At 64.7% G+C, this 12,010-nt stretch carries 8 protein-coding genes and 1 pseudogene (1 of these 9 cut by a window edge); 3 read left to right on the forward strand and 6 right to left on the reverse strand.

The window, feature by feature from the left end; all coding sequences use genetic code 11:
- Positions 1 to 41: 41 nt before the first annotated feature.
- Positions 42 to 3,608 (forward strand): hydantoinase B/oxoprolinase family protein, encoded by a 3,567-nt coding sequence (locus tag WJU17_RS07970; protein ID WP_346326798.1) that lies wholly within the window; start codon positions 42 to 44, stop codon positions 3,606 to 3,608.
- Here the strand turns inward: WJU17_RS07970 and WJU17_RS07975 are convergent.
- The 5 genes and pseudogenes from WJU17_RS07975 to WJU17_RS07995 all read right to left on the reverse strand — a co-directional run bounded on the left by WJU17_RS07975 (position 3,605) and on the right by WJU17_RS07995 (position 10,272).
- Positions 3,605 to 3,811: a cold-shock protein gene (locus WJU17_RS07975; protein ID WP_346326799.1), complete on the reverse strand. Its 207-nt coding sequence runs from the start codon at positions 3,809 to 3,811 to the stop codon at positions 3,605 to 3,607. The two genes, WJU17_RS07970 and WJU17_RS07975, sit on opposite strands and share 4 nt — an antisense overlap.
- Before the next feature lie 386 nt (positions 3,812 to 4,197).
- Positions 4,198 to 4,512, reverse strand: a complete 315-nt coding sequence (locus tag WJU17_RS07980; protein WP_346326800.1) for a hypothetical protein — start codon at positions 4,510 to 4,512, stop codon at positions 4,198 to 4,200.
- A 180-nt stretch (positions 4,513 to 4,692) separates the two neighbouring features.
- A pseudogene (gene metH / locus WJU17_RS07985) lies at positions 4,693 to 8,390 on the reverse strand (methionine synthase).
- On the reverse strand, positions 8,387 to 9,307 hold the full coding sequence (gene metF, locus WJU17_RS07990) for a methylenetetrahydrofolate reductase [NAD(P)H] (RefSeq protein WP_346326801.1): 921 nt from the start codon (positions 9,305 to 9,307) through the stop codon (positions 8,387 to 8,389). The pseudogene metH and the gene metF overlap by 4 nt, the downstream one beginning before the upstream one ends.
- Complete coding sequence (locus WJU17_RS07995; protein ID WP_346326802.1) at positions 9,304 to 10,272, reverse strand: metalloregulator ArsR/SmtB family transcription factor; 969 nt, start codon at positions 10,270 to 10,272, stop codon at positions 9,304 to 9,306. The genes metF and WJU17_RS07995 overlap by 4 nt, the downstream gene beginning before the upstream one ends.
- Before the next feature lie 182 nt (positions 10,273 to 10,454).
- Here WJU17_RS07995 and WJU17_RS08000 point away from each other — a divergent pair, with 182 nt between their 5' ends.
- Both WJU17_RS08000 and WJU17_RS08005 read left to right on the forward strand, forming a co-directional pair.
- Entirely contained in the window at positions 10,455 to 11,267 is an 813-nt protein-coding gene (locus WJU17_RS08000; protein WP_346326803.1) for a VacJ family lipoprotein, read from the forward strand.
- 14 nt (positions 11,268 to 11,281) lie between these two features.
- Positions 11,282 to 11,458, forward strand: a complete 177-nt coding sequence (locus tag WJU17_RS08005; RefSeq protein ID WP_346326804.1) for a DUF4169 family protein — start codon at positions 11,282 to 11,284, stop codon at positions 11,456 to 11,458.
- A 16-nt stretch (positions 11,459 to 11,474) separates the two neighbouring features.
- Here the strand turns inward: WJU17_RS08005 and WJU17_RS08010 are convergent, their stop codons facing one another.
- Positions 11,475 to 12,010, reverse strand: partial view of an HNH endonuclease gene (locus tag WJU17_RS08010; RefSeq protein WP_346326805.1) — the 3' portion only. It continues 379 nt past the right edge of the window; 536 of the gene's 915 nt are visible here — the last part of the coding sequence; its start codon lies off the right edge, out of view; the stop codon is at positions 11,475 to 11,477.

The following is a 12,010-nucleotide window of genomic DNA, read 5'->3' on the forward strand; positions in this document are numbered from 1 at the left end:
GGCGGACGGCTCTTTTCCTTCTCCGAACCGCACGGACTCCCATGACGCCCGATACATGGCAATTCTGGATCGATCGCGGCGGCACCTTCACGGACATCGTCGCGCGGCGGCCCGATGGCGCGCTGATCACCCACAAGCTGCTGTCGGAGGCCCCCGAGCGCTATGACGACGCGGCGGTGCAGGGCATTCGCGACCTGCTGGGACTGACCGAAGGCGACCCAATCCCCGAGGGCGCCATCGCCGCGATCAAGATGGGCACCACGGTCGCCACCAACGCGCTGCTGGAGCGGCGCGGCGCCCGCGTGGTGTTCGCCACCACACGCGGTTTCCGCGACGTGCTGCGCATCGGCTATCAGAACCGTCCGCGCCTGTTCGATCTCGACGTCCGTCTGCCGGACCAACTCTACGAACAGGTCATCGAGATCGACGAGCGGATCGCCGCCGATGGCGAGGTTCTCGCGCCGCTCGATCTCGACGGCGCGCGCAGGGCCTTGCAGGCGGCCCGCGACGACGGCATCGACAGTGTCGCTTTGTGCCTGATGCATGCCTGGCGGTATCCGGCCCATGAAGAGGCGCTGGAGGCGATGTGCCGCGAGATCGGTTTCCGCCAGATTTCGGTCAGCCACCGGGCCAGCCCGCTGATGAAGATCGTCGGCCGCGGCGACACCACCGTGGCCGACGCCTATCTGTCGCCCGTGCTGCGCCGCTATGTGGACCGCATCTCGGGCGAAGTCGGCGGCGCGCCGCTGCTGTTCATGCAGTCCAATGGCGGGCTGGCCGAGGCCGATCGCTTCCAGGGCAAGGACGCCATCCTGTCCGGCCCGGCGGGCGGCGTGGTCGGCGCGGTGCGGACGGCGGCGCTGGCCGGGTTCGACCGGATCATCGGGTTCGACATGGGCGGCACGTCCACCGATGTCTGTCATTTCGACGGGACCTATGAACGGGTCAACGACAGCATCGTCGCCGGCACGCGCATCCGCGCGCCCATGATGCACATTCACACCGTCGCCGCAGGCGGCGGATCGATCCTGCATTTCGAGGACGGCCGTTTTCAGGTCGGGCCGGATTCCGCCGGCGCGAATCCGGGCCCCGCCTGTTACGGGCGCGGCGGCCCGCTGACGGTGACCGACTGCAACGTGCTGCTGGGCAAGGTTCATCCCGACCGGTTTCCCCGCGTATTCGGGCCGAACGGCGACCAGCCGCTGGACACCGCCGCCGTGCGCGACAAATTCGCGGCCCTGGCCCGCGCGGTCGGCGACCGAACACCCGAGGACGTCGCGGAGGGTTTCCTGCGGGTCGCCGTGGAGACCATGGCGCGGGCGATCAAGCGCATCTCGCTCGAGCGGGGCCACGACGTCTCCGACTACACACTGGTCTGCTTCGGCGGCGCGGGCGGCCAGCACGCTTGCCTGGTGGCGGATGCGCTGGACATGATTCGGGTGCTGGTCCACCCGCTGGCGGGCGTGCTCTCGGCCCTTGGCATGGGTCTGGCCGAAGCGCGGGAGTTTCGGCAGGAAACCGTGGAACAACCGCTGAGCGAGGATGCGCTGGCCGCGCTGAACAACGTTTTCGAACGGCTGGCCGCCGACGCGCTGCCGGCCGTCACCGCCTTCGCCGAGCACAGCGAAACCGTCCGCCGCCTGCATCTTCGTTATGCCGGCAGCGATACGGCACTCGACGTGCTGGCGGGCGACCTGCCGTCGGTGCGCGCGGCCTTCGAGACGGCGCATCGAAAGCGTTTCGGCTTTGTCGAACCCGGCAAAGCGCTGGTGATCGAAGCGGTGACCCTCGAGGCGGTTGGTCATATGCCGCAACCGGATGCGGCGCACCCGGCCGCGCTTAACACCGCCGTCATCGATCGGACAACCGACAAGGTATTCTCGGAGGGGCGGTGGCACACTGCGGAAGTGGTAGACCGTTCTGTTCTTTCGGCCGGTATGTCCGTCCTGGGTCCTGCCATCGTTACCGAGCCTCATGGCACCAATATCGTGGAACCGGGTTGGCGCGCTTCCGTCAGCGCGCGAGGCGATCTGCTGCTGGAACGCTCCGCTCCCGTGTCCCGGACGAGCGCCATCGGCACCCGAGCCGATCCCGTGCAACTGGAGATCTTCAACAACCTCTTCATGTCCATCGCCGAACAGATGGGCGTGGTCATCGAGAACACGTCGCACTCGGTGAACATGAAGGAGCGGCTGGACTTCTCCTGCGCCCTGTTCGACGCCGACGCCGGACTGATCGCCAACGCGCCGCACATTCCGGTGCATCTGGGCTCAATGGGTGCCAGCGTGCGTACCGTGATCGACGGCAATCCCGCGATGAAGCCGGGCGACGTGTTCGTTATCAACGCGCCCTATAATGGTGGCACCCATCTGCCGGACATTACCGTGGTGACGCCCGTCTTCATCGACGGCCAGCCGCTGTTCCACGTCGCCACGCGCGGCCATCACGCGGATATCGGCGGTATCACGCCCGGATCGGTGCCGCCCGATTCCACGAGCATCGAACAGGAAGGCGTGCTGCTGGACAATGTTCAGCTGGTCGCCGGAGGCCGGTTCCTGGAGGACTCCGTTCGCGCCCGCCTCACCGGCGGACCTTGGCCGGCCCGCAATCCGGATCAGAACATCGCCGATCTGAAGGCGCAGGTGGCCGCCAATGCAACGGGCGCGCGCGAGCTGCTGCGCATGACCGAGCAATTCGGGCTGGAAACCGTGCAGGCCTACATGGGCCATGTGCAGGACAACGCGGAAGAGGCGGTACGCCGTGTCATCGACACGCTGCGGGATGGCCGCTTCGCCGTGGACATGGACTGCGGCGCGCGGATCGAGGTGGCCATCACCGTCGACCGATCAGCCCGATCGGCCCGGGTGGACTTCACCGGCACAAGCCCGCAGCAGCCGAGCAATTTCAACGCGCCACTGGCGATCACGACGGCGGCGGTCCTGTACGCCTTCCGGTGCCTGGTCGGCGGCGATATTCCGCTGAACGCCGGTTGTCTCAAGCCGCTGACCCTGATCGTGCCGGAGGGCAGCCTGCTCAACCCGCGCTACCCGGCGGCGGTGGTGGCCGGCAACGTGGAAACCTCGCAATGCGTGGTCAACGCCCTGTTCGGCGCCCTGGGCGCGGCCGCCTCGGCGCAGGGCACCATGAACAACCTCACCTTCGGCAACGCCCGTTACCAGTATTACGAGACGCTGGCGGGCGGTATGGGCGCCGGTCCCGGCTTCGATGGCGCCAGCGCGGTCCAGACGCACATGACCAACTCGAGGCTCACCGACCCGGAAGTGCTGGAATTCCGCTTTCCGGTCGTTCTGGAGGCCTTCTCGGTACGGCGCGGCTCAGGCGGCGCCGGACGTAACCGGGGCGGCGACGGAATCATTCGCCGGCTACGCTTCAACGAGGCCATGACCGCCGGCATCCTGTCGAACAACCGGCGGAACGCGCCCTTCGGGCTAGACGGCGGCGGGGCCGGGAAACCGGGTGACAATAAGGTGGAACGTCAGGACGGGAGCGTAGAGACGTTATCCGCTTGCGCGGACATCACCGTGGCGCCCGGCGACATCCTGGTGGTGGAGACGCCAGGCGGCGGCGGATACGGTTCGCCGAGTTAAACCGACTGCAACTGGTCAGCTGCCGTGCGCCCGTCTCGTCCGGGGACAAGCTCGAAAGCCACTTTCTGGCCTTCCTGCAAATCGCCCAATCCCGATCGTTCGACGGCGGTGATATGCACGAACACGTCCTTGCCGCCCCCATCGGGCGCGATGAAACCGTATCCCTTTGTTTTATTGAACCACTTCACAATACCAGTAGCCATCGACAGTCCTCGTCAAACTCTCACTGACTTTTCCGACAACAGATAAAGTCAAGCGCGCATGCCACATGCGCACCCGGATTCTGTTATCCGCTACAATTTGGTAACCGCCAATTCTTGCAAAAACAAGCAATATTTGAAATCAGCTCTCAACTGCCGATAGACCCCATAACACCACATCAAGGCCATTTGTTACTTCAGAAAGCGTGAGCAGCGTGAGAAGCCTGACCCGGCGGTAAATTTCTACTTGAACCTGGAAAAGCGCAGGCCATCCCCGCCAAGACAAAATAAGCTTTATCTCAATGACTTGTTAGAAAGAGCACCCGCTATCGGAGCAGAGGCGACGCCGCCGGTGCCTGTCTGGCGAATACCGGCGGCGCCTCAATCAATCAGTTGCGGGGCGCGGCCTTGTGGGCCGGCGCGGCTTCGGTCGATGACGGAGATGCGGGCGTGATCGGCGGACGATCAGGCGTGAGCGCAGAATCGAGGTCGGGATTCCTTACGACCATTTTGTCGGTGCAGGTGCATTTATAGCCGGTTTGGCCGGCGCTGTTGGTGAACTCGCTCGTCTCGCAACTGGTGAGCTTGTTATCCATCTGTTTCTGGGTGCATCTCCCACCTGTCACCACCGTGGCAGCGTGGGCACCGACAGAAAACATGGTCAGGACGAGGAAGGTGGAAGATAGGACGGAAAATCTCTTCACGGCTTTTTCCCAGTTTCGGGCGCCACAGGAGCGTGGCCCCATGTACATCGTGATCAGACCAACTTGGAGCCACGCCGCGGCGCCGGAGGCCCTAACCGCTCCCTGGACGTTTCAGGAGGCGATACCGCTGACCTTACGTAACGTTACCTTAACAATCTCTGAACGTCGTCGCGGAAACGGCTATTCCGGATCGTATGCCAGATTGGAGGCCAGCCAGCGCTCGATCACCTGTACCGGCTCGCCCTTGCGCCTGGCGTAATCCTCGACCTGGTCACGGCCGATCTTGCTGACGCCGAAATATTGGGATTCCGGATGGGCGAGATAATAGCCCGAGACGGAGGCGGTCGGCAGCATGGCCATGGATTCCGTGAGCGTGATCCCGGCCTTTTCGGGCGCACCAAGCAATCTGAAAAGATCGGGCTTCTCCGTATGATCCGGGCAGGCCGGATAGCCGGGCGCAGGCCGAATGCCGCGATAGCGTTCCTTGATCAGATCCTCGTTGCTGAAGGATTCATCGAAGCCATAGCCCCAGAATTCCTTGCGCACGCGCTCGTGCATACGCTCGGCGAAGGCTTCAGCGAGACGATCGGCAAGCGCCTTGAGCAGAATGGAATTGTAGTCGTCATGGTTGGCCTCGAACGCCTTCACATGCGCGTCGATGCCGATGCCCGCGGTCACGGCGAAGCCGCCCAGATAATCGGCGACGCCGCTGTCCTTGGGCGCCACGAAATCGGACAGGCACAGATCCGGACGGCCGTCGCGCTTGGCGACCTGCTGACGCAGGAAATGCACGGTTCCGTGGACATGCCTGCGGCTTTCATCCGTGTACAGCTCCACATCGTCGCCCACGGCATTGGCCGGCCAGAAGCCGATGACCGCCCGCGCGGTCAGCCAGCGCTCGCCGACGATCCGCTGCAACATGGCCTGGGCGTCGGCGAAGAGCTGGCGCGCCGTCTCGCCAACGATCTCGTCCTCGAGAATGCGGGGATAATTGCCCGCCAGCTCCCAGGTCCGGAAAAAGGGCGTCCAGTCGATATACTGGGTCAGTTCGGCGAGGTCGTAATTGTCGAAGGTCCGCACGCCGAGGAAGGTGGGCTTCTCGGGCCGGTGCGCCTTCCAGTCGGCCGGATAGCGGTTGGCACGGGCATCGTCCAGCGAGATCAGACGATCTTCCTTGGTGCCGCCCGCGCGCTTGTCGCGTATCTCCTGATATTCGGCGGCGACGCCGCCGACGAACTCGGCCCTATGGCTGTCGCTGATCAGGCTGCTGGCGACACCCACGGCCCGCGAGGCATCGAGGACGTGGACGGTCGGCCCGGTATAGTGCGGTGCGATCTTGACCGCCGTGTGCACGCGTGAGGTGGTCGCGCCGCCGATCAGCAGCGGCATCTCGAAGCCCTGGCGCGTCATCTCGCGCGCCACGTTCGCCATTTCTTCCAGCGACGGCGTGATCAGGCCCGACAGACCGATGATGTCGACCTTCTCGGCCCGGGCCGCCTCGAGGATCCGGGCGCTGGAGACCATGACGCCCAGATCCAGAACCTCGAAATTATTGCACTGGAGCACGACGCCGACGATATTCTTGCCGATATCGTGGACGTCGCCCTTCACGGTCGCCATCAGCACCTTGCCCTTGGCACCGGCGACCGCGTCCTTTTCGGCCTCGATGAAGGGAAGCAGATAGGCGACCGCCTGCTTCATCACACGCGCCGACTTGACCACCTGCGGCAGGAACATCTTGCCGGCGCCGAACAGATCGCCGACCACGTTCATGCCGTCCATCAGCGGGCCTTCGATCACGTCAAGCGGCCGCGTGGTGAGGCTGCGCGCCTCTTCCGTATCCTCTTCGATCCACGCGTTGATGCCGTTGACCAGCGAGTGGGTAAGCCGCTCGTTCACCGGCGCGTGGCGCCACGACAGGTCGACCTCGGTTTTCTTGCCGCCAGCGCCCTTGAACTGCTCGGCGATTTCCAGAAGCCGGTCGGTCGCGTCGTCCCGCCGGTTGAGAATGACGTCCTCGACCCGCTCGCGCAGCTCGGCGGGTATTACGTCATAGACGTCCAGCTGACCGGCATTGACGATTCCCATGTCCATGCCCGCCGGAATGGCGTGATAGAGGAAAACCGAATGCATGGCGCGGCGCACCGCCTCGTTGCCCCGAAACGAGAACGATACGTTGGACAGGCCGCCCGAGACGTGCGCGTAGGGCAGATGCTTGCGGATCATCCGCGCCGCCTCGAAGAATTCGACGCAGAAATTGTTGTGTTCCTCGATCCCGGTCGCGACGGCGAAGATGTTCGGGTCGAAGATGATGTCCTCGGCCGGGAAGCCGACCTTGTCCACCAGGATGTCGTAGGAGCGCTTGCAGATATCGAACTTGCGCTGGGCGGTGTCGGCCTGGCCTTCCTCGTCGAAGGCCATGACCACGACCGCGGCGCCATAGCGGCGGATCTTGCGGGCATAATCGACGAAGGGCGCCTCGCCCTCCTTGAGACTGATCGAGTTGACGATCGGCTTGCCCTGGACGCATTTGAGGCCAGCCTCGATCACCGACCATTTCGAGCTGTCGATCATGATCGGCACCCGCGAGATGTCGGGCTCGGCGGCGATCAGGTTGAGGAAGGTCACCATGGCCTGCTCGCTGTCGAGCATGCCTTCGTCCATGTTGATGTCGATGATCTGCGCGCCGTTCTCGACCTGCTGGCGCGCGACCACGAGGGCGCCTTCGTAGTCGCCGTTGAGGATCAGCTTCTTGAAGGCGGCGGAACCGGTGACGTTGGTCCGCTCGCCGATATTGATGAAACCGGTGATGCTCATACGGCGGCCGTGAACGGCTCGAGGCCCGACAGGCGCAGGCGATGGTCGAGCTGGGGGATGGGACGCGGGGGCACGTCCGCCACGGCCCGGGCGATGGCGCGAATGTGCGGTGGCGTCGTGCCGCAGCAGCCGCCGACGATGTTGAGCAGGCCTGACTGGGCCCATTCGCGCAGATGATCGCGCATCATTTCCGGTGTCTCGTCATAGTCGCCCATCTCGTTCGGCAGCCCGGCATTGGGATAGGCGCTGACCCGCGTATCCGCAACCCGCGACAGATCGGCGATGAACTGGCGCATCTGGGCGGGGCCCAGAGCACAGTTCAGGCCGATGCTGAACGGTTTGGTGTGGCGGAGTGAATACCAGAATGCTTCGGTCGTCTGACCGGACAGGGTGCGCCCGGAGGCGTCGGTAATCGTGCCGGAGATCATCACCGGCAGGGTGATGCCCATTTCCCCGAACACTTCATCGACGGCAAACAGCGCCGCCTTGGCATTCAGCGTATCGAAGATCGTCTCGACCAGGATGAGGTCCACGCCGCCCTCGATCAGCGCGCGGGTCTCCTCCTTGTAGGCGAGGCGCAGTTCGTCGAAATCCACGTTGCGGAAGCCGGGACGGTTGACGTCGGGCGACAGGCTGGCGGTCCGGTTGGTCGGGCCGATGGCGCCGGCGACGAAGCGCGGCTTCTCCGGTGTCCGCTCCGTCCACTTGTCCGCCGCCCGGCGGGCGACGCGCGCGCCCTCGAGGTTCAGCTCGGCCGCCAGCGATTCCATGCCGTAGTCGGCCTGGGCGATGGTCGTGGAGCTGAAGGTATTGGTTTCGACGATGTCCGCGCCCGCTTCCAGATAAGCGTCGTGAATCGCCTCGACGATGTGCGGCTGGGTGATGTTGATCAGATCGTTGTTGCCCTTCACGTCCCGGTCCCAGTCCTTGAACCGTTCCCCGCGATAGGCCGCTTCATCCAGTTCGTAGCCCTGGATCATGGTGCCGAACGCCCCGTCGAGGACGAGGATGCGCTCCTGCGCCGCCTTCGCGAGCGCTTCCAGCCGTTGTTCGCGCGTCATTGCGTGGCCTCCCTGGCGCGCAGACCGAGCAGGTGGCAGATGCCGGCCGTCAGTTCCGCGCGGTTGAGCGTGTAGAAATGGAATTCGTGAACGCCGGCGGCGATCAGCTGCCGGCACTGTTCGGCGACGATGGCGCTGGCCACCAGCCGCGTGGTCGCGGGATCCTCGTCCAGTCCCTCGAAATGCCGGCCGAGCCAGTCCGGCACCACCGCGCCGCAGCCGGCGCTGAAGCGCTGGATCTGGGCGAACTTGGTGACAGGCATGATGCCGGGCACGATCGGCGCGCTGATCCCGGCGGCACGCGCCTTGTCGCGAAACCGCAGGAAGGACGCCGGATCAAAGAAGTATTGAGTGATCACACGGCTGGCGCCGGCATCCACCTTCCGCTTCAGGTATTCCAGATCGAACTGGGCGCTGGGGGCGGCGGGATGCACGTCGGGATACCCGGCCACCGAGATGTCGAAATCGCCGATCCGCTTCAGTCCGGCGACCAGATCCGCCGCGTAGGCGTAGCCGCCGGGATGCGGCGCATAGGCGCCCGCGCCTTCGGCCGGGTCACCGCGCAGCGCCACGATGTGACGCACGCCTTCGTCCCAGTAGCGGCGGGCGATGTCGTCGATCTCGCCGCGCGAGGCGCCGATGCAGGTCAGATGCGCCGCCGGCGTCAGATCGGTCTCGCGCAGGATGCGGGCAACCGTGTTGTGCGTACGCTCGCGGGTCGAGCCGCCCGCGCCATAGGTCACGGAGACGAAGTCCGGCGCCAGCGGCTCCAGCCGCTTGATCGCCGCCCAGAGATTTTCTTCCATCTTCGGGCTGTTGGGCGGGAAGAACTCGAACGACACGCTGAGTGGACCCGGATCCCAGTCCAGCAGCGAGAACGCGGTCGCCTGGTCGATGGTCGCGGCCAAGGTACTCATGCATTCTCCTTCACAATGGGCGACGGAACGGTACTGCGTCCCGGGCGGGCGGCGAGCCAGACGGTGACCGTCAGTTCGCCGCCGATCAGATGGCGGATGGTCACGTCGCCGAAACCGGCGCTGCGGCACCACCCGATGACTTCGTCGTCGGCGAATCCGAGACGGCGATGCGCGTGGTCGGTGCGCAGGAATTCCAGCGTATGCGGCGCGAAATCGACGATGAGCAGGCGGCCTTCCGGCCGCAGCACGCGGGCGGCTTCCTGCACCGCGGCGGCCGGATCCTCGGCGAAATGCAGCACCTGATGGATGACCGCCACGTCCACGTCGGCCGCCGGCAGGCCGAGATGATACATGTCGCCCTGACGTACCTGGCAGTTCTGGATCTGGGCCTGATCGAGATTGGCCCGCGCCACCGCGAGCATTTCCCGGTTCATGTCCACGCCCAGCCCCCGGTCGATCTGATGCGCGCAAATGCTGAGCATGCGGCCGGTGCCCGTGCCGATATCAAGCAGCTTGCCGATGGGCTCGGCGCCGAGGAGATCGAGCACCACCTTCTCCACCTCGGCCTCGGGCATGTAGAGCGAGCGGATCGTGTCCCAAATGGCGGCATTTTCGCTGAAATACGCGGCCGCCGCCTCGGCGCGTGCCGCCTTGACCTGCTCCAGCCTCTCAAGGTCACGGGCAAGCACGGGGTCTTCCTCGGTGATCAGGTCGACGATGGCGCGAACGAGAGTGCGGCCCAGGGCCTGATCGGCGACCCGGTAGAACGCCCAGGTGCCCTCGGAGAAACGTTCGACCAGCCCGGCCTCGGCCATGAGCTTCAGATGTCGTGACACGCGCGGTTGGGATTGACCGAGGATCTGGGTCAGTTCGGAAACCGTCAGTTCATTGTACTCGAGCAGCGCCAGGAGCCGGAGCCTGGTGGGCTCGGCCGCCGCCTTCAACGCTGCCAGCAAGTTTTCCATGTGGGTCAGTCATCCCTGAATATCCGTCCGCATGCATATATAAAGATATCCTTATATAATCAACAAGCTTCTTCACACCTGCCTTGCGGATCGCGAAGCAGTAGCATCGCCGGAACATGTTGCGATATGGTCGCGTTCGGCCAACATCCTGTTATCACTTCTTTCGCCGGAGATTCGGCCCCGTGGCATCATCCAGCCTGTCGACCTTGGGACATTCACTCCGCCTGCTGCCGCTTGCCATCGCCTTCGGTCTTCTGCTGGCCGGCTGCGCCAGCGTGCCGACCGATCCGGCGGCACGGGCCGAGTATGAGCGCCTCAACGATCCGCTTGAGCCCACCAACCGGGCGATTTTCGGTTTCAACGAGTTTCTCGACAAGGCGCTGATCAAGCCGCTGGCGGAAGTCTATCACTTCCTGCTGCCCGATTTCATCGAGACGCGTATCACCGTGTTCGTGCGCAATCTGGGCGAGCCGCTGACCTTCGTGAACGACGTGCTGCAGGGCGAGCCGGACCGCGCCTCCAACACCCTCGGGCGTTTCATGGCCAACACCACCTTCGGCGTCGCCGGCATCTTCGACGTGGCGACCGACGCGGGCATGCCGCGCCATACCGAGGATTTTGGCCAGACCTTCGGTGTCTGGGGCATCGGCGAGGGTCCGTATCTGGTGCTGCCGATCTTCGGCCCGTCGACCCTGCGGGACGGCTTCGGCACCGCGGCCGACATGTTCGCCGACCCCGTCACCATCGGCGTCAACGAGGCCAATGTGCAGGGCCTGGCGCTGGGCCGCATCGTGCTCACCGGGCTCGATGCCCGGGCGCGCAATTTGCAGATCGTCGACCAGCTGCGCAGCGAATCCCTCGATTACTACGCCACCTTGCGTAGCGCCTACCGGCAGAACCGCCGCAGCGAGATCCTGAATGGCGCGCCGGTGCCGCAGGAAGAGGGCCAATCGGGCTTCGAGGAATATGAAGAGTTCGATGGCATCGACCCGTAGGGCGCGACCTTCTCATGGTTGAGATCGTCAATCTCAGACGCGCCCGCAAGGCACGCGCCCGGGCCGATGCCGAGACGAAGGCCGCGACCAACCGGGCGCTGCATGGCCGCACCAAGACAGAGAAGATCCGGGATGAGACCGAAGCGACCCGCCTGACCCGCACGGTCGATAACGCCAAGCTGGACGACTGAGGGGCGGCTCCCGGTCCTACTGCTTGAAGCAGTGCGCGCGGTGCCATGCGAGAAAGCGGGGATGCGGCCTCTCGAAAGCCTTCGGCGGCACTATGGCGCGGCCGGTCCTGTTGATCAGTGCGCGAATGCTCTCCGGATCGTTGGCCTGACGCGAAATCAGGATGTCCAAATCATCCGAGAGGCCGATGAGGCCTCGGTCGAACATCCAGTGGGCGGTGCCCGACAACGCCAGCCCGTTGCTGACGATGTCCGGCCCGTTCGCCTCTACCGGCCTTATATGGGCCGCGTCCACCTCGGCACGTCCGTTGCCGTTGATGAGCTTGAGGCCGGTGATGGCACAGCGCTTGTCATAGGCGCGGAGGATGACCTGGCGAAACAGCCGGTCCCGGACGATCCGCGAGGTCAGCCGCTGGACGCGCTCGCGCGTCTGTTCGAAGACGAAAGGCGCCTGCAGGCTGTCTTCCAGACCAGGAGACTTCCATAACGCTTGCCCGGCCTCGCCCGTCCTTGGCAGCTCCAGTACATCTTGCTCGAGACCGAGCGTCAGAATCC

The organism is Iodidimonas sp. SYSU 1G8 (assembly GCF_039655775.1).
GTDB lineage: Bacteria > Pseudomonadota > Alphaproteobacteria > SMXS01 > SMXS01 > RI-34.

Bases quoted from the DNA above. Each gene is read 5' to 3' on its own strand.
- WJU17_RS07970 (WP_346326798.1), top strand. From the start codon at position 42: ATGACGCCCGATACATGGCAATTCTGGATCGATCGCGGCGGCACCTTC.
- WJU17_RS07975 (WP_346326799.1), bottom strand. From the start codon at position 3,811: ATGGCTACTGGTATTGTGAAGTGGTTCAATAAAACAAAGGGATACGGT.
- metF (WP_346326801.1), bottom strand. From the start codon at position 9,307: ATGAGTACCTTGGCCGCGACCATCGACCAGGCGACCGCGTTCTCGCTG.
- WJU17_RS07995 (WP_346326802.1), bottom strand. From the start codon at position 10,272: ATGGAAAACTTGCTGGCAGCGTTGAAGGCGGCGGCCGAGCCCACCAGG.
- WJU17_RS08005 (WP_346326804.1), top strand. From the start codon at position 11,282: ATGGTTGAGATCGTCAATCTCAGACGCGCCCGCAAGGCACGCGCCCGG.